Source organism: Brevibacterium sp. CSND-B09 (assembly GCF_052906525.1).
Genome location: NZ_JBREGI010000001.1, coordinates 3,967,318 through 3,988,232, shown reverse-complemented (window position 1 = coordinate 3,988,232; position 20,915 = coordinate 3,967,318). Strand labels below are relative to the sequence as shown.

Below are 20,915 nucleotides of genomic sequence, written 5' to 3'. Positions count from 1 at the left end.
TGACTCTCACAGCCGGAGTATCAACTTACACCATGTGCAATTTGAGAAAAAGCAGAAAAAGGAACGAAGTGCGAACCTATTTGTCTTGAGTATCGGACGTTCGAGGCTCTACATCGTGCGCTGCGGGGGCTGACTTCCCGCGCACATCCGGCACGATCGAGATCGCCGAGGTGACCGCCCCGAAGAATCCGAAGCTGTGGCGACCGCTGAGATCGATTCCGGATTCGTCCTCGGGCTCCGAGTCGTCCGGGTCGGCGCCAGTCGTGGTGCTGTCCCCTGTCGCAGACGCCGCATCGTCGACGTCTGCACGGCGCGCAGAAGCATCGGCAGTCAAGTCGGAAGCCGAGGTGGGGGACGCTGTCACGGTCGAGCGCCGTGATGTCGGTGCCCCGCCTCCGTCGTGACCGTGCTGATCGTCCGGATCGGCCACCCGCGCTACCGAAGGCAACGGGGCTCCGGAGGCGGCGGCCGCCTCGGCGATATTGGGTGCATTGATCTCAAAGGTGTGCTTTCCGCGGCGATGGCGGCGCAGCAGAGTCCGGGACCCGTGCATGTAGACACCGGTCTCATAGGTGCGGTGACGCAGTCGGGAGACGATGAGCCAGCCGAGGCCGATGAGCAGAGCGAGGATGGCCGTCCACACGTTGAACGGCAGTCCGAACAGCAGGCGCGCGTCCTCGGCGGCGGGGGTGCCGATCCGCAGGGCCTCGAGCAGAATGCGGCCGAGGCCGAACAGGCACAGATACAGGGCGAAGACCTGTCCGTAGCCGAGCCGGAGGCGTTTGGACACGATGATGAGCACAACACAGGCGATGAGGTTCCACGCCGATTCGGTGAGCACCGTGACCAGTTCGAGGCGACCATCGAACCAGTCGCTGAAGGCTCCGGCGACGTGGCCGAGGATGAGCCCCGGTGCGACCGAGTCGAGCAGTGGTCGGAACCTGATGCCTTGGATGCGAGTGAGCACCCAGACGGAGAGGAAGCCGAGGATGGTGGCGCCCCAGAAGCTGAATCCGCCGTCCCAGACCGCCAGCGCCCGCAGCGGGCTGCCGTCGGGGCCAAAGTAGGTGTCCGGCGCCGAGAGCAGATGTCCGAGGCGTCCGCCGATGATTGCTGCAGGCAGACCGACGACCGTGATGGCCCACAGGTCTCCCTTATGGCCGCCGCGGGCGCGCCATTGGATGCCTGTCATCCACAGCGCGAGTCCGATGCCGAGGACGGTGAAGACGACCCATGCCGGGCTGAAGCTCATGCACACCCTTCTGCGAGCTCGGCGGCGAGTCGACCGACTCCGGCGACTCCTTCGGAGTCCAGCGCCCGAACGAGGGCGGAGCCGACGATGACGCCGTCGGCGTATTCGGCGACCTCGGCCGCCTGTTCGCGGTTCGACACGCCGAGGCCGACGCAGGCGCGTTCGGCTCCGGCTTCCTTCAGCCGGGCGACGAGATCGCGGGCATGGTTGTCGACTTCGGAGCGGACGCCGGTGACGCCCATGGTCGAGGCGGCGTAGACGAATCCGGAGCTGTGCTCGACGATTCGGGCCAGGCGCTCGGGTGTCGACGAGGGTGCGGCGAGGAAGATGCGGTCGAGGTCGTGCTTCTCCGAGGCTGCCAGCCACGGTGCCGCCTCATCGGGGATGAGGTCGGGGGTAACGATTCCGCCGCCTCCGGCCGAGGCCAGGTCGCGGGCGAAGCTGTCGATGCCGTACTGGAGCACGAGGTTCCAGTAGCTCATGACGACGGCGGTGCCGCCGGCGTCGGCGATGGCTTCGACTGCGGTGAAGACATCGGAGGTGCGCACACCGTTGTCCAATGCAGCCTCACCGGCGCGCTGGATGACGGGGCCGTCCATTCCGGGGTCGGAGTACGGCAGACCGACCTCGATGATGTCGACGCCGTTGCGGACGAGTTCGACCATCGCCTCTGTCGAACCGGCCACGGTCGGGAAGCCGACGGGCAGGTAGGCGATGAGTGCGGCCTTGCGGCCCGCCTCGGCGACGGCGTCGAGGGTGGTTCCTGTGCGTGGACCTGAGTGCGTCATACCTGCACCGCTCCTTCGTCGATGTAGTCGAACCATTTCGCGGCGGTCGTCATATCCTTGTCGCCGCGGCCGGAGAGATTGACCAGCAGGACCGCGTCGGGTCCGAGTTCACGGCCGATGCGCATGGCTCCGGCCAGGGCGTGAGCGGATTCGATGGCGGGGATGATGCCCTCCGTGCGGGAGAGCAGTCGCATGGCCTCCATCGCCTCCTCATCGACGACGGGTTCGTACGTCACGCGCCCGGTGTCGTGGAGGTGGGAGTGTTCGGGGCCGACCGATGGGTAGTCGAGTCCGGCGGAGACCGAGTGGGAGGCCTGCGTCTGACCGTCGGCATCCTGGAGGATGTAGGTGGCGGAGCCGTGGAGGACACCGGGGCGTCCGCCGGAGAACCGGGCGGCGTGATTGCCGGAGTCGACTCCTTCGCCGCCGGCTTCGAAGCCGAAGATCTTCACGTCCGCATCGCCGAGGAAAGCGGCGAAGAGTCCCATCGCGTTCGATCCGCCGCCGACGCAGGCGCAGACGGCGTCGGGCAGGCGACCGGCCATGTCCTGGATCTGTTCGCGGGCTTCGACCCCGATGACGTTCTGGAAGGAGCGGACCATCGCCGGGAACGGGTGAGGACCGGCGACCGTGCCGATGACATAGTGGGTGTCATCGACGTTGGCCACCCAGTCGCGCATGGCTTCGTTCATCGCGTCCTTGAGAGTGCGGGTGCCGTTGGTCACGGCGTTGACCGTGGCTCCGAGCAGACGCATGCGTGCGACATTGAGGGCCTGGCGCTGAGTGTCCTCCTCGCCCATGTAGACCACGCAGGACATGTCGAGCAGGGCCGCGGCGGTCGCCGTGGCGACTCCGTGCTGTCCGGCTCCGGTCTCGGCGATGAGACGGGTCTTGCCCATCCGCTTGGCCAGCAGAGCCTGCGCCAGGGCGTTGTTGATCTTGTGGCTGCCCGTGTGGTTGAGGTCTTCGCGTTTGAGGAACACTCGAGCACCGCCGCAGTGCTCGGCGAAGCGAGTGGCCTCAGTGAGCAGAGAGGGCCGGCCGATGTAGCTGCGCTGCAGAGTGAGGAGTTCGTCGGTGAAGGCCGGATCCACCTGGGATTTGCGCCAGGTCTCTTCGATCTCGTCGAGTGCCGGGATCAGCGCTTCGGGGATGAACCTGCCTCCGAACTCGCCGAAGTACGGTCCGGTCTCCTCGCTCAAATCGGTCATTGCGGTCCTTCTCGATCTCCTCGTGGCGCCGGCCTGTGGGGCGGAGAGACTCCGCCTCACCGGACGCCGGAATGGGTGCAGTGTCAGCCCATCGTCGGCCACGTGCAGCGGCCGACGCGGGCAGGGTTCAGGATACGGACAGGGAGCGGCGTTCCCGGCCGAGTGCGGTGTACTCCTCGACTGCGGCCTGCGGACGGCCGCCGGTGACGAGGGCTTCGCCGACGAGCACGAGATCGGCTCCGGAGTCCGCGTACTTCGACACCTCGGCGGCTCCGGCAACGCCGGACTCGGCCACGAGGGTGCAGCCGGCGGGAGCGAGTTCGGCCAGGGGCGCGAACCGGTCGGTGTCGACGCTGAGATCCTTGAGGTTGCGGGTGTTCACGCCGATGAGTTCGGCACCGAGTTCCGTCGCGGTCTCCAGCTCTTCGCGATTGTGGGTCTCGACGAGCGCCGTCATCCCCAGTTCCGTGGCCAGGGCATGGAACTCGCCCAGCTGCACGGGATCGAGTGCTGCGACGATGAGCAGAACGATGTCCGCGCCATGAGCGCGGGCCTCGTGGAACTGATATTCGTCGACCATGAAGTCCTTGCGCAGGACCGGGATGTCCACGGCCGCGCGCACCGAGTCGAGGTCGGCGAGACTGCCGTTGAAGCGGCGGGATTCCGTGAGCACGCTGATGGCCCGGGCTCCCCCGGCGGCGTACAGACCGGCGAGCGTGCCCGGGTCGGGGATCTCGGCGAGGTCACCGCGGGAGGGTGACTTCCGCTTGACCTCGGCGATGACGCCGAAGTCGGAGGACAGGTCGAAGGGGCGGACCGGTTCGGCCGCAGCGGCCCGCGCGGTGATCTCGCTCAGCGGTACCTCGTTCCGGCGTGCCTGCAGATCTTCCCGCACGCCGGAGATGATGTCGATGAGGACTGTCATTTCTTCTTCGGCTTGTTGCCCAGTCCGATGGCGCGCAGGATCAGGCCGACGACGACGCCGAGGGCGACGATGCCGATGGAGATGTAGGTGATCGTGGGGTTGTGGATCGTGAATCCCACACAGCCGACCGTGACGCCGATGAGCATGATGACGACTCCGGTCCATCCCGCCACCGAGTTGCCGTGACCGGGATCGGCGATCGCTGCGTAGTCGATCGTGGATTTGTCGAGATCTGCGGCTCCGTTGCGGGCGAGGGACTGCGACATGGCGCTCCTTTGTGTGAGTGCGTGACACGCGTGTGGAAACTTTCCTCCATTGTGTCACGCTTCTTCGGCTGACCGGACACCGACCCGGTCACAAGGTCATTTCGAATCCGGGTCGGTCGACGTTTCGTCGTCGGGTGCGTCTTCGACGTCTTCTCCGCGGGACAGTGCGTCCCAGGTCGCGGCGGAATCGAATTCCCCGGAAGCGGATTCGGCGGTGCGGGCGTAGCGGTTGGAGTTCGTCCACCCGTTCGAGGCGACGGCGACCCAGACGATGCCGATGACGCCGATGCCTGCGGCCACTGCGGCGATGATCGCCCAGGAAGTGGCTCCCGGCGCCGAGGCGGCGCTCAGTGCAGTGATCCCGTAGCCGATTCCGGCGATGCCGGCCAGTCCCAGGACGACGAAGCGGCCGATCCGTCCGAGCATTGCGGCGAGCAGTCCCGAGACCGCGATGATCGCCACACACGCGGTGGCCACGGGTGAGGTCTGGGAGCTCGGATCCTCGGTGACCTTCGCCACTCCGCTGGGTCCGAGCGTGTCGCCTCCGGCACCGGCCTGCCAGGCGGAGATCGTCAGCGCCCACAGGGCAGCGGCGATGACGAGGATGATGAGGACTCCACGTGATTTCGTCATGGCCTCACCTCTGACTTCCCTCCGCCGCATCCAATGCGTCGGCTGCGGCGGCGGCACGCAGCACCGCTGCGGCCTTGTTCTCGGATTCCTGGTACTCGGTCTCGGGCACGGAGTCGGCGACGAGTCCGCCTCCGGCGTAGACGCTCATCGTGCCGTTCCGGAGCACCCCGGTGCGGATGGCGATGGCGAGGTCGAGGTCGCCGGTGAAGGACATATAGCCGACCACTCCCCCGTAGATTCCGCGTCCGACGGGTTCGAGTTCGTCGATGATCTGCAGCGCCCGGGGTTTGGGCGCACCCGACAGCGTGCCGGCGGGGAACGTCGCCCGCAGCACATCGATGGCGGTGGTTCCGGGTTCGAGTTCGCCGCGCACGGTCGAGCTGATGTGCATGATGTGGCTGTAGCGGACGATGTCCATGAACTCGCTGACGTCGATGGTTCCGGCCGCGCAGACCTTCGCCAGGTCGTTGCGGGCGAGGTCGACGAGCATGAGGTGCTCGGCTCGTTCCTTCTCATCGGCCAGGAGCTCTCGGGCCAAAGAGTCATCGGCTTCCGGTGTAGTCCCGCGGGGGCGGGAACCGGCGATCGGGTGGGTGACCACCTCTCCCGACCGGACGGTCACGAGTGCTTCGGGTGAGGAGCCGATGATGCTCACCGGTTCCCCTCCGTCGTCATGGAGGTTGAGCAGGTACATGAAGGGGCTCGGGTTCGCATGCCGCAGCATCCGGTACACGCTCAGCGCATCGGCCTCGCACGGTGTGTCGAAGCGCTGGCCGATGACGACCTGGAAGATCTCACCGTCGACGATCTTCTGCTTCGCCGTCTCCACACCGTCGAGGTACACCTGCGGCTGGGTGCGGGTGGACACCTCGGGGTCGGCCTTCCGGGGGCGCAGGACATCTGCCGGGCTGGGCTGCTGCAGACGCTCGCACATCGCGGCGATGCGGGCGACTCCCGAGGCGTGGGCGTCGTCGATGCCGGTATCGGTGCCGTTGACGTTGAATACGTTGGCCACGAGGGTGACCATTCCCGAATAGTGGTCGAAGACGGCGATATCGCCGGGGATCATCAACTGCACGGTCGGCAGGTGGTGTTCGTTGGGCCGCGGCGGCCCGAGCCTCTCGAAGCGACGGACGATGTCCCATCCGAAGTAGCCGACGAAGCTCGAGACCATGGGCGGCAGCTCCGATTCCGCTTCGGCCACGGCGAGGAGGTCGAGGGTGGCGGTGACCGCGTCGAGGACGTCGCCGTCGGTGGGGACGCCGACCGGAGGCGTGCCGGTCCAGTGGAATCCCTCTGCGGTCGAGATGAGGGTGGCCACGGGCGCCGAGCCGATGAAGGAGTACCTGGCCCAGGATCCGGCGACGGCGGATTCGAAGAGGAAGCTGCCCGGCCCGCCGTCGGTGAGTTTGCGGTAGAGGCTCAGCGGGGTCTCCGAGTCCGCGAGCACCTGGGTGTGGACCGGCACCAGACGATGCTCGGCGCCGAGGGCGCGGAACTCGTCGAGGCTGGGTCGAATCGGCAGGTCGGTGGGGTTCGCCGCTGGGTCAGTCGACACTGATGGTCCTTCCGGTGAAGCAGGTCGGGGTGTTCGTATGGCAGGCGGGTCCGGTCTGGTCGACGAGCATGAGCAGGGCGTCGGCATCACAGTCGAGGCTGAGCGAGCGGACGTGCTGGACATGACCCGAGGTCTCCCCCTTCACCCAGTATTCCTGCCGGGATCGGGACCAGTAGGTGGCCCGCTTCGTCTCCAGTGTGCGGGAGACGGCTTCGACGTCCATCCACGCGAGCATGAGCACCTCTGCGCTCGTGGCCTCTTGGACGATGACAGGGATGAGCCCGTCGTCGTTCGTTCGGATGATCTCCCGCCAGTTCTCCGGAGTCGCGTCGATGTCCCTGCTCATCGGACGTCGATTCCCTCCGCGCGCAGGGCGTCCTTGACCTCGGCGATGCTCAGGGTGCCGAAGTGGAAGACGCTGGCAGCCAACAGGGCGTCGGCTCCGGCTTCCACTGCCGGAGCGAAGTGTTCGACCTTTCCGGCGCCGCCCGAGGCGATGAGCGGTACGTCGACGGCGGCGCGGGCGGCGCGGATGAGTTCGAGGTCGAACCCCTCACGTGTGCCATCGGCGTCGATGGAGTTGAGCAGGATCTCGCCGACCCCGCGGTCGGCGGCTTCCCGGATCCAGTCGATGGCGCAGCGGCCGGTGCCTTCGCGGCCGCCGCGAGTGGTGACCTCGAAGCCGGATTCCGTGCTCGCGCCCTGTGCGCGCCGTGCGTCGAGGGAGAGGACGAGGACCTGGTTGCCGAAGTGTCGGGAGATCTCGCTGATGAGTTCCGGGTTCTTCACCGCCGAGGTGTTGACCGAGACCTTGTCGGCTCCGTCGCGCAGCAGCCGGTCGACGTCGTCGACGCTGCGGATCCCGCCGCCGACGGTGAGCGGGATGAAGACCTCTTCGGCGCAGGCGCGGACGACGTCGTGGACGGTCTCCCGGTCACCGCTGCTGGCCGTGACGTCGAGGAAAGTGAGTTCGTCGGCTCCGGACTCGCCGTAGCGGCGGGCGAGCTCGACGGGGTCGCCGGCGTCCCTGAGGTCGGCGAACTTCACTCCCTTGACGACGCGTCCGCCGTCCACGTCCAGACAGGGGATGACTCTGACAGCTACCACGCAGTCCTCCTAGATTCCCAGGCCCCGGTAGCGATCCATTCGGCGGGCCAGGCGCCTGGCCGAAGGTTCGCGCATGAGCGAGATGAGTTCGTATTCGAGTGTCTCACCGACCCTGGCGACGAAGTCGAGCGGTTCGTCGCTGGCGTCGGAATGTTCGGCGATGATTCGGTCGACGACTCCGTTGGCCTGCAGCATGGGAGCGTGCACGCCCTGGCTCTGAGCCATCTCGGCGGCTCTCTCGGTCGTGCGGTGCACGATCGCCGAGGCGCCTTCGGGTGGCAGGGGCGAGAGCCAGCCGTGTTCGGCGCTGAGCACCCGATCGGTCGGGATGAGGGCCAGTGCTCCGCCCCCGGATCCCTCACCGAGGATGAGCGAGACGGACGGAGCGTCGAGGTTGGCGAGGTCGGCGAGGCTGCGCGCGATCTCGCCGGCGATGCCGCCTTCTTCGGCTTCCTTCGACAGAGCCGCGCCGGGGGTGTCGATGACGGTCACGAGCGGCAGGTGCAGCTCCGCGGCCAATCGCATTCCGCGTCTGGCCTCACGCAGGGCCGCCGGGCCCATCGGTTCGCGGGAGTCCTGCCGGAATCGGTCCTGGCCGAGGACGATGCACGGTGCGGAACCGAACTTCGCCAGGGCCAGCAGCAGTCCGGGGTCCTTCTCCCCTTCGCCGGTGCCGTTGAGCGGCAGCACGGTGTTCGCTGCGGTGCGCAGCAGATCACGGACCCCGGGTCGTTCGGGGCGACGCGAGCTGGTGATCGCGGCCCAGGCATCGGAGTTCGGGTCGACGCTGTCCGGGGCCGTGTCCGGGTCCGGCACCGAGCTGGGAACCTCCTTGGCGCCCATGAGCACGTCGAGGACGCGGGAGACCGTACCGGCGATGCGTTCGGGTCCGATGACGGCGTCGACGATGCCCATCTTGTGCAGGTTCTCCCCGGTCTGCACGTTCTCCGGAAACTTCTCTCCGTAGATGGCCTCGAATACTCGAGGGCCCAGGAACCCGATGAGGGATCCGGGTTCGGCCACTGTGACGTGCCCCAGCGATCCCCAGGAGGCGAAGACTCCTCCGGTGGTGGGATGGCGCAGGTAGACGAGGTAGGGCAGTCCGGCCTTGCGATGGGCGATGACGGCGTTCGTGATCTTCACCATCGACAGGAAGGCGATGGTGCCCTCCTGCATGCGGGTGCCGCCCGAGGCGGGACCGGCCAGCAGGGGCAGCCCTTCGAGGGTCGCACGTTCGATGGCATCGACGAGGCGTTCGGCCGCGGCCACGCCGATCGACCCGGCGAGGAAGCGGAATTCGCCGGCGATCACGGCCACGCGACGGCCGGCGATGGTGCCTTCGCCGGTGATGATGGATTCGTCGACTCCGGACTTCTGCGCCGCGGCTTCTAGTTCAGCAGCGTAGGCGTCAGAGATCCCGCCGGCGGGCTGGACGGGAGTGGTGTCCCAGGACAGATAGGATCCTTCGTCGAGGACGATGTCGACGAGCTCGAGAGCGTTGAGACGCGTCATGGCGATTCCGTTCAGTTTCCGTCGGCGAGCCACGCCACGATGGATTCCGCGTCTTCGTCGAGCAGCGGCGGGGCATCGTGAGCGGTGCGGGTGGTTTCGACCTCACCGGAGGAATCGGAGTCGAAGAAGCGCAGCGGCGGTCCGGGCAGGTCGATGTCGCCGAGCACGGGGTGGTCGACGGAGACCTTGAGTCCCTGGCTGAGTGCCTGCTCCCACTGGTAGACCTCGGGCAGGGTGCGCACCGTGCCGGACGGGATTCCCGCCTCGGTGAGCCTGTTCAGCAGATCGGCTGCGTCGTAGGCAGAGAAGCGGTCTTCGATGAGTTCGATGACGGCGGCGCGGTTGTCCACGCGCTCGGAGTTGACGGCCATGCCCTCGGTGGCGGGATCGATGTCGAAGGCAGTGCAGAACTTCTGCCACAGGTTCTCGTTGCCCACGGAGATCTGCACGGCGCCGTCGCGGCAGTTGAAGAGTCCGTAGGGCGACAGCGAAGGGTGGTGGTTGCCGCCGGGCTGCGGTTCCTGACCGGCGACCGTGGCCCGGGTGCCCTGGAAGGCGTGGACGCCGACCATTCCCGCGATGAGCGAGGTGCGCACGACCTTGCCCTTGCCGGTGCGTTCGCGTTCGAGCAGGGCCGCCAGCACGCCGTATGAGCCGTAGATTCCGGCCAGCAGGTCAGCGATCGGCACGCCCACGCGCTGCATATCATCGGGTCCCGAGCCGGTCAGCGACATCAGCCCGGCTTCGCCCTGGGCGATCTGGTCATAGCCGGCGCGGGAGGCTTCCGGACCGTCGTGGCCGAATCCGGTGATGGACAGGATGACCAGGCGCGGGTTGATCTCCATGCAGCGGGCGGTGGAGAAGCCGAGTCGGTCGAGGACACCGGAGCGGAAGTTCTCGATGAGAACATCGGCGCGTGCGATGAGTCCGGTCAGGGTGTCCTTGCCCGTGTCGGATTTGAGGTCGAGGGCGATGGATTCCTTGTTGCGGTTGCACGAGAAGAAGTAGGTGGCCTGAGGATTGTCCGCAGGCCCGACGAAGGGAGGTCCCCACGACCGCGAATCATCGCCCTTGCCGGGGTTCTCGACCTTGATCACCCGCGCGCCGAGATCGCCGAACATCATTCCCGCATGAGGGCCGGCCAGGGCACGAGAGAGATCGACGACGGTGTATCCGGTCAGGGGGCCTGCCTCGGGTGTCTCGTTCGCCATTCCTAATCCTCCTTGAAGTGGGTGCGTCTCTTGATGAGCATACGCAATCGTGCGACCTCCGCATGGGCGCGGCGACCGTCTGCGTGCTGGATCGCCATCACCGCGCAGGTGGTGCCGTCCGTGAGGTCCAACAGGGGCCACGGATCATCGCCCTCGGGTGAGAACGTCACACCGAGGATCTGTCCCCAGTCGAGCCGACGGGTGCGCACCATGTTCTTGACCACCAGACCGTCCTCGGTGGGCCGGGCCTGGATATCGGAGATGCGCAGCAGGGCGGCTCCGAAGAGAATGCCCAGCAGGTTCATCCATATCATGTCGAGCACTGTCCACGGTTCCCAGTCCACGACGAACAGCGCCACGGACAGGACCGCGAACCCAGCGGTCACGGCAACGGCACCGACGATGCTGACGACGCGCACCTGTCGGGGCCGGAACACGGCCAGATCAGATTCGGCAGGCGCCAATGTTCGTCACCAGAATCGCACGCGCCCCGACTCCGTAGAGCCGGTCCATGACGTTGTTGACTTCCTTCGCTTCGACCATGACGCGCACAGCGACCCACCCGGTCTCCTGCAGCGGGGACACGGTCGGGGATTCGAGCCCCGGGGTCAGCGAGATCGCCTCGGGAACCAGGCGCTGTTCGATGTTGTAGTCGACGAGCACATACTGGCGGGCGACCATGACCGATTCGAGGCGGCGTTTGAGCACGCCGATGCGGGATTCGGCTCCGGCGCGCTGGATGAGCACACCTTCTGATTCGAGCAGCGGCTCACCGAAGGTTTCGAGTCCCGCGGCGCGCAGCGTGGAGCCGGTCTCGACGACATCGGCGATGGCGTCGGCGACTCCGAGCTGGATGGAGACCTCGATCGCCCCGTCGAGCTGCACCGTGGTTGCCGCGATTCCGCGTCGCTGCAGGTCGGCATCCACGAGGTTCGGGAAGCTCGTGGCGATGCGGGCACCGGCCAGCTGCTCGGCCGAGGTGAACGAGCCGGCGGTGCCGGCGTAGAAGAAGCGCGAGGCACCGAATCCGAGTCCGAGCACCTCTTCGGCTTCGGCCTGTGACTCCAGCAGCAGGTCACGGCCGGTGATTCCGGCGTCGAGGATTCCGGAGCCGACGTAGATGGCGATGTCGCGGGGACGCAGGTAGAAGAATTCGACTCCGTTGACCTCGTCCTGATGGACCAGGGTCTTGGTTCCGCGTCGAGTGGAGTATCCGGCCTCGCTGAGCATGTCGGAGGCGGCTTCGGACAGTGCGCCCTTGTTGGGCACGGCTACACGCAGCATGGGGTCCCTTTGGAGTTCGATGGCGTCGGGTCGGTCAGGTTCGTGGGAGGGTCTTACAGGTGGGTGTTGACGTCGTCGAGGGTCAGTCCCTTGGCGATCATCATCACCTGTACGTGGTAGAGCAGCTGCGAGATCTCCTCGGCGAGCTCTTCCTTGGTTTCGTATTCGGCGGCCATCCATACTTCGGCGGCCTCTTCCACGACCTTCTTGCCGATCGCATGGACTCCGGCGTCGAGTTCGGCCACGGTCTTCGAACCGGTGGGGCGATCGAGGGATTTCTGCTGGAGTTCGGCGTAGAGAGTCTCAAAGGTCTTCACTTCTCCAGCCTAATGCATCTGCATCGGCCGCAGCATTCGGGGTCTCATGTTCTAGAACGCGGCGGGCCGGGTCTCACTGGTGCTGCCGTCGGCTGACCTCAGTCCTCGGGGTCGCGGCCGATGTCGGTGGCCGGACGGTGAGGCGCAGAGATCGTCTGGCGTGACCGTTTCGACCAGTCGATGAGTCCGAGGATGACCATGACGAGGAAGAACAGGTACACGGCTCCGGAGAAGACGAGTCCGCCGGAGATCGCCAGCGGGATGCCGACGAGGTCGACGGCGAGCCAGACGAACCAGAATTCGACGATGGCTCGGCCCTGGGCGTACATGGCCACGATCGAACCGATGAAGATATAGGCGTCGGGGTAGGGGTTCCAGGACCATCCGCCCAGGGCGAGGACCCAGCCGAAGACTCCGGTGCCGATGACGAGAGCTCCGAGCAGGATCGCCCGTTCCTTCCAGCTCGCCCAGCGGACGAGGACTTCACCGGCGGCGGCCTTGGACTTCTTCCATTGCGTCCATCCCCAGACCGCGGCGACGATGATGACGACCTGCCGAGAGGCGTTGCCGCCGAGGCCGGCGGAGAGGCTTGCGGAGAAGAGGAGGATGGAGCCGAGGATCTGCACCGGCCAGGACAGGATGTTCCGGCGCAGCGCCAGGACGACCGTGGCCAGCGCACAGATGTTGCCGAACAGGTCGGAGTACGGCACAGGCTTTCCCAGCAGTTCGAATGCCGGGGTGTTCAACCAGTCGAACAGGTCCATCGCAGGCTCTCTTCAGGTGTGGGCCGTAAGCATAGTTCGGCCCGGTTCGGTCAGTGGGTGTGTGCGGCGGCGAGGGTGCGCAGTTCGCTGATGGCGGCTGCCGCATCGTCGGCTCCGTAGACGGCGGAGCCGGCGACGAGGACGTCGGCGCCGGCGTCGACGACACGGTCGATCGTCGCCGCGGAGACTCCCCCGTCGACCTGCAGCTTGATCTCGAGTCCGGAAGCAGAGATCGCTTCGCGGGTCCGCGTGATCTTCGGCAGGCACACGTCGAGGAACTTCTGACCGCCGAATCCGGGTTCGACGGTCATGATGAGGATCTGGTCGAATTCGCCGAGGAGGTCGATGAAGGGTTCGATCGGGGTGGCCGGTTTGAGGGCGAGGCTGGCCTTGGCCCCGAGACGGCGCAGTTCCCGGGCGAGACGGACCGGGGCGGCAGCCGCCTCGGCGTGGAAGGTCACCGAGGCGCAGCCGATCTCCGCGTACACGGGAGCGTTGCGGTCGGCGTCGGCGATCATGAGGTGGGCGTCGAGCGGGATCGGTGAGATCGCCTGGATGCGTTCGACGACGGGCGGGCCGAAGGTGAGGTTCGGCACGAAATGGTTGTCCATGACGTCGATATGGGCCATATCGGCGGTGCTGATCTTCGTAAGCTCACCGCGCAGATCGGAGAAGTCCGAGGACAGGATGGAGGGGTTGATGTCGATCGACATGGGTCATTTCGCCTTTCGCAGGAGAGCCAGGAACATTCCGTCGCTGTTGTGGACATGGGGCCAGAGCTGGGCGTATCGCCCGCCTTCCCGGGTCACCGACGCGAACGACTCCGCCTCGGTGCCGGTGATCGCCGACAGCGCGGCCGGGGTGTCGAGGACCTCGATGTCCGCGCTTCCCGACTTGGCTCGCAGGCGCAGAACCTCGTCGACGATGAGCACGGTTTCGGCGTAGTGCGGTGAGCACGTCGAGTAGGCGACCACTCCCCCGGGCGCGCAGGCATCGAGGGCAGCGGCGAGCAGTTCGCGCTGCAGTCCGGTCAGGGAGGTGATGTCTTCGGGCCGTCTGCGGTAGCGGGCTTCGGGGCGGCGGCGCAGGGCACCGAGTCCGGAGCAGGGTACGTCGACGAGGATCTTCGAGTAGGGTCCGCGGGCGTCGCGTCCGTCGCGGACGGCGGCGATGACGTTGGTCAGCGCCTTGGTGGAGTCGCGGACGAGGTCGACACGGTGCTCGCTGGAGTCGAAGGCCTCCAATGTCGTCGATTCGCCGGCGGCTCTGGCTGCGAGGACGGCGGCCTTGCCGCCGGGTCCGGCGCACAGGTCGGCCCAGGTTCCGGTGGGTGCGTCGATATCGGCCAAAGCGAGGGCCACAAGCGCGGAACCTTCGTCCTGGACGCGGGCACGTCCGTCGGCCACAGCTGCCACGTCCCGGGGAACCGCGGTCTCCAGGGTGACGCCGATCGGTGACAGCGGGGTGGGTTCCCCCGGCAGTTCGGTGCGGTCGATGAGTCCGGGCAGGGCGGTCACTCCGACCTTTGCGGGTGCGTTGTCGGCTTCGAGGAGAGCTTCGAGCTCGGCGGCGTCGCGGCCATGTCCCTTGAGCGCCTGGTTCAATGCCCGGACGACCCATTCGGGATGGGAGTGTTCGATCGCCAGTCGGGTGGTCTCGTCGGCCTCGGCGGTGACGCGGTCGAGCCACTCGGTGGGTTCGGCTTCCGAGATACGGCGGAGCACGGCATTGACGAATCCGGCGGTCTTCGCCGCCGATCGTTTGACCACGGCCACGGTTTCGGACAGTGCAGCATGGTTGGGCACCCGCATCGACAGCAGCTGGTGGGCGCCGAGCCGCATTGCGGCCAGGGGTTCGGGATCGATCTTGTCGACGGCTCGGGACGAGGCGATTTCGATGACCGCATCGTAGAACTTCTGCCGACGCAGGGTTCCGTAGGTGAGCTCGGTGGTGAAGGCAGCGTCCTGAGCGCCCATATGGGTGCGGGAGAGTTTGGCCGGCAGCAGCAGGTTCGCGTAGGCGTCTTTCGTCGCCACGTCGAGGAGGACTTCCCAGGCGATGCGCCGCGGCAGGTTCTTACCCGCTCGTTCGCCCTGCGATGCTCCGCGGTCCTGACGTGGGCGGTCGCGACCCTGACGACCGTGATCGCTGCGTCCGCGGCCGTGGCCGGCGCGTCGGTCGGTGTCTCGGGGGCCGCCTCGGCGGTCTCTGCCTGCTGACTCAGCCATGGCTCTTATGCTTGCCTCTCGGTATAGGGGTCGAAGGTCACGTCTCCGCGGCCGCGCAGGAAGTCGGCCGTGGCCATCCGGGCCTTGCCGAAGGGCTGGATCTGCTCGACCCGGACCCAGCCGTCACCGCAGCGCAGCACCGGTTGCTGCTGCCAGGTGGTCAATTCGCCGACGGCCCCAGGTGTTGTCACTTCGGATGCGGGTGAGAGTCCGAAGAGCTTCGTCCTCTTTCCGTCGAGTTCCACCCATGGTCCCGGTGCGGGACTGGTTCCGCGGGCCCTGTCGATGACCCGGGCGGCCGGAGCGGACAGGTCGAGGTGGGCGTCGGTGACGGTGATCTTCTCCGCATGGCTGGACTCGCCGGTCTGCGGGGTCGGGGCGGCGGTGCCGGCGGCGAGATCGTCGAAGGCGGCGACGAGTTCGGGTGCCCCGCGGCGTGCATAGTCCTCAAGTGCCTCGGCGACGTCCGCGTGGTCGAGCGGCAGTTCGAGTCGGCGCAGCACGGGGCCGGTGTCCATGCCCTCGTCGATGCGGAACACACTGATCCCACTCGTGGTCTCACCGCCGATGAGTGCGCGTTGGACGGGGGCGGCTCCGCGGTAGGCCGGCAGCAGTGAGAAATGGAGGTTGAACCAGCCGAGTCGGGCGGTGGCCAGTGCGGCGGGTCCGGCGATGGCGCCGAAGGCGACGACGGCGACGGCGTCGACATCGAGTGCCTGCAGCTGTGAGATGACATCGCCGCGCAGACGACCGGCTTCGATGACGGGCAGTCCGAGTTCGAGAGCGCGGGTCTTCACCGGTGACGGGGTGAGGACTCTCTTCCGTCCGACGGGCGCATCAGGTCGGGTGAGCACCGCACGGATGCGGTGGCTCGATTCGGCAAAGGCCTCGAGGGCGGGAACTGCGACATCAGGGGTGCCGGCGAAGACGATATCCACGACTTGGATTCTACTGGTTCGCCGCGCCGTCACAGCGACCGGGGATCGTCGATGCGCACACGCACCTGCCGTTGCTTCTTGGCGGACCGGGAGGCAATGATCTCGGCCGCTCTCGTTCCGACGCGGTCTCCGGCGGAGAACGGGTAGGCGCTGACGCTGCGCTGTCCGTCCTCGGCGTCCTCACGCAGGAGTTCCTCGACCTCGCCGATCAGTTCGAGCACCTCGTCGATGTCGGCGCCTGCTCCCGTGAGTTCGAGGATCCGTCGGTAGGGCGGGAAGCCGAGTGCCTTCCGGTCGCTCAGCTGTCGTGACATGAAGGTCGTGGGGTCGAAGGCGGTCAGGGTCTGCCGGATGAGTTCGTCTTCGTCGCCGAGGTAGACGGCTCCTCCGTCATCGCGGGAACGCACGAGTGAGGCGGCTCGCAGTCGACGTGCCACGCTTTCGTCGATCGAGCGCATCCAGGGTCCCGGCCATAGCGAGTCCAAGAGGATCGCCGCGGCGTAACCGCCGAGCACATAGGGTTCGGCTCCGGTGGTGGCGACCACGAGTCGCGGGGTCTCGTCGAGGGCAGTGGAGATGTGGTCGCCTCCGGATTCGACGATCTCGATATCGGGCAGCGCCCGGGCAAGCTCTTCGACGGTGCGGGCCCGGCCGCGCACGATCGATCGCACACGGTTCGACCGGCAGCGCAGGCAGCTGAACGTCTCCGAGTGGAAGCCGCAGGACCGGCAGGCGAAGGGACCGACTTCCGACTGTGTGGTCAGCGTCGCCTGACATTGCGGGCAGCGGGCGACTTCCTGGCAGCGGGCACAGGCAAAGACAGGATAGTAGCCGGAGCGCGGCACCTGCACGAGCACCGGACCGGGCACTCCGCCGTCCCGGGGACGCGGACGCAGCGCCGTTCGCATGATCTGCCAGGCGCGGCTGGGAATGCGCTGCCAGGCGAAGGGGTCCCGGTCCTCATCGGGGACGAAGACGACGGGGGCGGCATGCCGCCTGGCGGGTCCGACCGGTGTGACGTCGGCCAGCCAGCCGATCTCGACGAGGCGCTGCACTTCGGCGCTGCGGTCGGTGGAGACGAAGAGCAGCTCGGTGTCCTCGATCGTCGACCGCAGCAGGCAGACCTCTCGGGCGTGCGGGTACGGGGCGTGCTGATCGAGGTAGTTGAGGTTCGCGTCATCGGTGCAGATGATGAGTCCGAGGTCCGCGACGGGGGCGAAGGCCGCCGCCCGCGTGCCGATCGTGATCCGCGTGTGTCCGAGCAGCCCGCGCAGCCAGGCCTGCCACCGCAGCTCCGGTGACTGGTCGGCACTGAGCACCGAGACCTCCGCGATCCCAGCGTGGGTGAGAGTCGAATGGAGCACGGCGAGTTCACGATGATCGGGCACAAGCCAGAGCACGGACCGGCCGGCTTCGAGACTCGCCCGTGCGGCATCGAGGCCGGCACGGATCCAGCTGAGACCCGGCGTCGGCCCGGGTGTGCACGCCACGGCTCTGCGCCGAGGCGGGCCCGAGACGTTGTCGACCGTGGGTTCCGTCCCCGCTGCGAGAACCCATTCGCCGAGGCGGCCGAGCAGCTGCGGATCATCCGCCGGCCCGTCGTTCGGTCCGGTCGCTGGGTCCGCGGCGTCCGCATCGGCCTGTGCGGCCGACTGACCCGCCTTCTCCGCCTTGAGCACTGCTTTCTCGCCACGGGCATGACGCGGTGGGATGGCCAGGCGCAGCACATCGGCGAGGGTGCCGCCGTAGCGACGGGCGACGGCTTCGCTCAAGGCGAGCAGATCCGCACTCAGCACCTGAATGGGACCGCTGATGCGTTGGATCGTCGCCAGCGGACCGAAGTGGTCCGAGCTCTCGACACGTTCGAGCAGATAGCCGTCGCGCAGCTTTCCAGCGAACTTCACCCGCACCCGCACTCCGGGCAGGGCAGCCTCGGCGAGCTTCTCCGGCACCGCGTAGTCGAAGGTCCGCGCCAGGTGCGGGACGGGATGGTCGATGAGCACTCGGGCGACCGGTTCGATCGGGGCCAGGGGAACCTGGCCCTCGGCCGAGGTGCCGGTGTCGATCGGGAGGGGTTCGTCCACGCCGACGGCAGACTAGCTGGAGGACACGGCGCGCAGCAGATCCTCGGCGCGGTCCGTGACCTCCCAGGTGAAATCGGGCAGCTCACGGCCGAAGTGGCCGTAGGTCGAGGTCTGCGAGTAGATCGGGCGCAGCAGGTCGAGTTCCTGGATGATCATCGCAGGGCGGAGGTCGAAGACCTCGCGGATGGCAGCCGAGATGGCCGCCGGGTCCGCCTTCTCCGTCCCGAAGGTCTCGACGTAGAGCCCCATCGGATCGACTCGGCCGATCGCATAGGACACCTGCACCTCGGCACGGTCTGCCAGACCGGCGGCGACGACGTTCTTCGCCACCCAGCGCATAGCGTAGGCCGCCGAACGGTCGACCTTCGATGGGTCCTTGCCGGAGAACGCACCGCCACCGTGACGGGAGAACCCGCCGTAGGTGTCGACGATGATCTTCCGTCCGGTCAGACCGGCATCGCCCATCGGCCCGCCCGTCACGAAGGGGCCGGCAGGGTTGATGTGGATGTTCGCGCCCGAGGTGTCGAGACCGGAATCGGCGATCACCGGATCGATGACGAGTTCCTTGATCTCCGTGTGCAGCTGAGACTGGCTGGTCTCCGCCGAGTGCTGGGTGGAGACGACGACGTTCTCGATCGACACTGCCTCATCGCCGTCATAGCCCAGCGTCAGCTGGGTCTTCCCATCGGGGCGCAGGTATTCGAGCCGACCGGACTTGCGCACCGCGGAGAGCTGCTCGGCCATCCGGGAGGCCAAGTGGATGGGCAGCGGCATGAGCACATCGGTGGAGTTGTCGGCATAGCCGAACATCAGTCCCTGATCTCCGGCGCCGAGGCTGGTGCCGTGGTCGGAAGATTCGACGGCCTCGCGGAAGTCCAGCGGATTCGTCACACCGGAGTGGATGTCCGTGGACTGGCTTCCGATGGACACTGAGACTCCGCAGGAGTGTCCGTCGAAGCCGGTGTCCGAGGAGTCGTAGCCGATGCCCGTGATGAGGCTGCGCACGATTCCGGCGACGTCGGCGTAGGCGGCCGTATTCACCTCACCGGCGACGTGGACGAGACCGGTGGTGACCATGGTCTCCACGGCCACTTTGGCGTTGGGGTCCTGCCGGAGCAGGTCGTCGAGCACCGCATCGCTGATCTGGTCGCAGATCTTGTCGGGATGTCCCTCGGTGACGGACTCGGATGAGAAGAAACGCAGATTTGTGTGTGTCACGTTGTCGATTCTACGTGGGTGATTTGGTCGGAGACGGCCGCGATGACCTTTTGTGAAACATGGTCCTTCGACCCGTGGAATTCCTCACCGACGACGATCTCGCCGCGGTCGGCGGAGATGATCTGGACCATGGTCTTATCGTGGCCGAAGGCGCGGTCGTCGGAGACGTCGTTGAATACGAGAAGGTCGACGCCCTTGCGCTGGAACTTGGCTCGAGCGTAGTCGAGGGCTGCGGTGGCGGCGTCCCCGGTCTCGGCGGCGAATCCGACGATGATCTGATGGCGGAGGCTGGACTGACGGCTGCGCTCGTCGACGAGTCCGCGGAGGATGTCCGGGTTCTGCACGAGACGCAGAGTCAGACCGTCGTCTCCGGACTTCTTCATCTTCGAGTCCGTCGACTCGGCCGGCCGGTAGTCGGCGACGGCAGCGGCCATGATGATGGCATCAGCCCACACCTGGGCCGAATGCATCGCCGACTGCAGCTCAAGAGTGGATTCGACCGGAGTGATCGTGATGCCCGCAGGCAGTCCCGTCAGCAGACCGGTGTCGATGTTCGCGGCGACGAGTTCGACTGATGCGCCCGCGGCATGGGCGGCCTTGGCCAGCGCGATGCCCTGTTTGCCTGAGGAGCGGTTGCCGAGGAAGCGCACGGGGTCGAGTGCTTCCCGCGTGCCGCCGGCGCTGATCACGATGCGACGACCGGACAGAGCACCGCTGGGGTCAGTGGACGCATCTGCCGAGTCGCCGGCGGTGCCGTCCTTGACCGAGAGCGCGAAGTCGACGATCGCTTCGGGTTCGGGCAGTCGTCCGGGACCGGAATCGGGGCCGGTGAGGCGTCCGACAGCAGGGTCGAGGACATGGACGCCGCGGGAGCGCAGGGTCGCGATGTTGGCGACTGTGGCGGGGTTGAGCCACATCTCCGTGTGCATGGCCGGGGCCACGACCACCTCGGCGGTGGTGGTGAGCACGGAGGCGGTGAGCAGATCATCGGCTCGTCCGGCGGCGATCTTCGCGATCAGATCGGCGGTCGCCGGGGCGATGATGACGAGTTCGGCTTCCTGTCCGATGCGAACGTGATTGACGGTGTCGATCTCGTCGAAGACATCGGTGGTCACGGTCTGGCCGGACAGTGCCTCGAGAGTGGGGGCACCGATGAATTTCAGTGCGTTGGCCGTCGGAACGACCTTGACGCTGTGGTCGAGTTCCCGGAGTCGCCGGATGATGTGTGCCGCTTTGTAGGCGGCGATCCCACCGGCGACGCCGAGTACGATTCTCACTGGTCGCTGAAGTCGATCGCGCCGTCGTTGCTCACAGGAGCGGTGGCTTCGGCCTCGGGTGCGGCCTGGATGAAGTCGGCTTCGGAGACCTCGCGGGCGACGATCTTCGACTCGTTGACCTCACGCAGAGCGATCGACAGAGGCTTCTCGTTGGTGCCCGGCGTGACGAGCGGACCGACGTTCTCGAGCAGTCCCTCCTGCAGCTGGGCGTAGTACGAGTTGATCTGACGGGCGCGCTTTGCCGCGATCGAGACCAGTTCGTACTTCGAACCGGTGACGTTGAGCAGATCGTCGATCGGAGGGTTGGTGATGCCTTCAGGCTGTGCGGGCAAGGAGATTCCC

22 protein-coding genes are annotated in these 20,915 nt (G+C 66.9%); all 22 read right to left on the bottom strand.

Features of this window, described 5'->3' with window-relative positions:
• Positions 1-76 precede the first annotated feature (76 nt).
• Positions 77-1,252: a prolipoprotein diacylglyceryl transferase gene (locus tag ACU4IU_RS17785; RefSeq protein WP_446657485.1), complete on the bottom strand. Its 1,176-nt coding sequence runs from the start codon at positions 1,250-1,252 to the stop codon at positions 77-79.
• On the bottom strand, positions 1,249-2,040 hold the full coding sequence (trpA, locus tag ACU4IU_RS17780; protein ID WP_446657484.1) for a tryptophan synthase subunit alpha: 792 nt from the start codon (positions 2,038-2,040) through the stop codon (positions 1,249-1,251). Before trpA ends, ACU4IU_RS17785 begins: the two co-directional genes overlap by 4 nt.
• On the bottom strand, positions 2,037-3,251 hold the full coding sequence (gene trpB / locus ACU4IU_RS17775) for a tryptophan synthase subunit beta (RefSeq protein WP_446657483.1): 1,215 nt from the start codon (positions 3,249-3,251) through the stop codon (positions 2,037-2,039). The genes trpA and trpB overlap by 4 nt, the downstream gene beginning before the upstream one ends.
• Before the next feature lie 127 nt (positions 3,252-3,378).
• Positions 3,379-4,176 carry an indole-3-glycerol phosphate synthase TrpC gene (gene trpC / locus ACU4IU_RS17770; protein WP_446657482.1) on the bottom strand — a complete coding sequence of 266 codons (798 nt, stop codon included), beginning with the start codon at positions 4,174-4,176 and terminating at the stop codon, positions 3,379-3,381.
• Positions 4,173-4,442: an HGxxPAAW family protein gene (locus tag ACU4IU_RS17765; protein WP_139467314.1), complete on the bottom strand. Its 270-nt coding sequence runs from the start codon at positions 4,440-4,442 to the stop codon at positions 4,173-4,175. Before ACU4IU_RS17765 ends, trpC begins: the two co-directional genes overlap by 4 nt.
• Before the next feature lie 96 nt (positions 4,443-4,538).
• Positions 4,539-5,075 carry a Trp biosynthesis-associated membrane protein gene (locus tag ACU4IU_RS17760; protein WP_446657481.1) on the bottom strand — a complete coding sequence of 179 codons (537 nt, stop codon included), beginning with the start codon at positions 5,073-5,075 and terminating at the stop codon, positions 4,539-4,541.
• Between the two features lie 4 nt (positions 5,076-5,079).
• Positions 5,080-6,720 (bottom strand): anthranilate synthase component I, encoded by a 1,641-nt coding sequence (gene trpE, locus ACU4IU_RS17755; protein ID WP_446657480.1) that lies wholly within the window; start codon positions 6,718-6,720, stop codon positions 5,080-5,082.
• Positions 6,623-6,979, bottom strand: a complete 357-nt coding sequence (gene hisI / locus ACU4IU_RS17750) for a phosphoribosyl-AMP cyclohydrolase (RefSeq protein WP_434589640.1) — start codon at positions 6,977-6,979, stop codon at positions 6,623-6,625. The genes trpE and hisI overlap by 98 nt, the downstream gene beginning before the upstream one ends.
• Positions 6,976-7,740, bottom strand: a complete 765-nt coding sequence (gene hisF / locus ACU4IU_RS17745) for an imidazole glycerol phosphate synthase subunit HisF (protein ID WP_446657479.1) — start codon at positions 7,738-7,740, stop codon at positions 6,976-6,978. Before hisF ends, hisI begins: the two co-directional genes overlap by 4 nt.
• A gap of 9 nt (positions 7,741-7,749) precedes the next feature.
• Entirely contained in the window at positions 7,750-9,252 is a 1,503-nt protein-coding gene (locus tag ACU4IU_RS17740) for a carboxyl transferase domain-containing protein (RefSeq protein WP_139467319.1), read from the bottom strand.
• A gap of 11 nt (positions 9,253-9,263) precedes the next feature.
• Complete coding sequence (locus ACU4IU_RS17735) at positions 9,264-10,463, bottom strand: CaiB/BaiF CoA transferase family protein (RefSeq protein WP_446657478.1); 1,200 nt, start codon at positions 10,461-10,463, stop codon at positions 9,264-9,266.
• Between the two features lie 2 nt (positions 10,464-10,465).
• Positions 10,466-10,900, bottom strand: a complete 435-nt coding sequence (locus tag ACU4IU_RS17730) for a PH domain-containing protein (RefSeq protein ID WP_229663936.1) — start codon at positions 10,898-10,900, stop codon at positions 10,466-10,468.
• Positions 10,901-10,907: 7 nt separating this feature from the next.
• The gene (gene hisG / locus ACU4IU_RS17725) at positions 10,908-11,747 is read right to left on the bottom strand and encodes an ATP phosphoribosyltransferase (protein ID WP_172169683.1); all 840 of its coding nucleotides are present in this window, start codon (positions 11,745-11,747) and stop codon (positions 10,908-10,910) included.
• 53 nt (positions 11,748-11,800) lie between these two features.
• Entirely contained in the window at positions 11,801-12,064 is a 264-nt protein-coding gene (locus ACU4IU_RS17720) for a phosphoribosyl-ATP diphosphatase (protein ID WP_101544371.1), read from the bottom strand.
• A gap of 98 nt (positions 12,065-12,162) precedes the next feature.
• Positions 12,163-12,828 carry a nicotinamide mononucleotide transporter family protein gene (locus ACU4IU_RS17715; protein ID WP_139908102.1) on the bottom strand — a complete coding sequence of 222 codons (666 nt, stop codon included), beginning with the start codon at positions 12,826-12,828 and terminating at the stop codon, positions 12,163-12,165.
• A 50-nt stretch (positions 12,829-12,878) separates the two neighbouring features.
• Positions 12,879-13,541 (bottom strand): ribulose-phosphate 3-epimerase, encoded by a 663-nt coding sequence (rpe, locus tag ACU4IU_RS17710; RefSeq protein WP_139467323.1) that lies wholly within the window; start codon positions 13,539-13,541, stop codon positions 12,879-12,881.
• Between the two features lie 3 nt (positions 13,542-13,544).
• A complete protein-coding gene (locus ACU4IU_RS17705; RefSeq protein WP_446657477.1) occupies positions 13,545-15,056 on the bottom strand; it encodes an RsmB/NOP family class I SAM-dependent RNA methyltransferase in 1,512 nt (503 codons plus the stop codon).
• A 5-nt stretch (positions 15,057-15,061) separates the two neighbouring features.
• Positions 15,062-15,994 carry a methionyl-tRNA formyltransferase gene (locus ACU4IU_RS17700; protein WP_139908105.1) on the bottom strand — a complete coding sequence of 311 codons (933 nt, stop codon included), beginning with the start codon at positions 15,992-15,994 and terminating at the stop codon, positions 15,062-15,064.
• 29 nt (positions 15,995-16,023) lie between these two features.
• Positions 16,024-18,078 (bottom strand): primosomal protein N' family DNA-binding protein, encoded by a 2,055-nt coding sequence (locus tag ACU4IU_RS17695; protein ID WP_446657476.1) that lies wholly within the window; start codon positions 18,076-18,078, stop codon positions 16,024-16,026.
• Positions 18,079-18,090: 12 nt separating this feature from the next.
• Positions 18,091-19,296, bottom strand: a complete 1,206-nt coding sequence (gene metK / locus ACU4IU_RS17690; RefSeq protein WP_446657475.1) for a methionine adenosyltransferase — start codon at positions 19,294-19,296, stop codon at positions 18,091-18,093.
• Positions 19,293-20,573 carry a bifunctional phosphopantothenoylcysteine decarboxylase/phosphopantothenate--cysteine ligase CoaBC gene (gene coaBC / locus ACU4IU_RS17685; RefSeq protein WP_446657474.1) on the bottom strand — a complete coding sequence of 427 codons (1,281 nt, stop codon included), beginning with the start codon at positions 20,571-20,573 and terminating at the stop codon, positions 19,293-19,295. Before coaBC ends, metK begins: the two co-directional genes overlap by 4 nt.
• On the bottom strand, positions 20,570-20,905 hold the full coding sequence (gene rpoZ / locus ACU4IU_RS17680; RefSeq protein WP_228281215.1) for a DNA-directed RNA polymerase subunit omega: 336 nt from the start codon (positions 20,903-20,905) through the stop codon (positions 20,570-20,572). The genes coaBC and rpoZ overlap by 4 nt, the downstream gene beginning before the upstream one ends.
• Positions 20,906-20,915 lie beyond the last annotated feature (10 nt).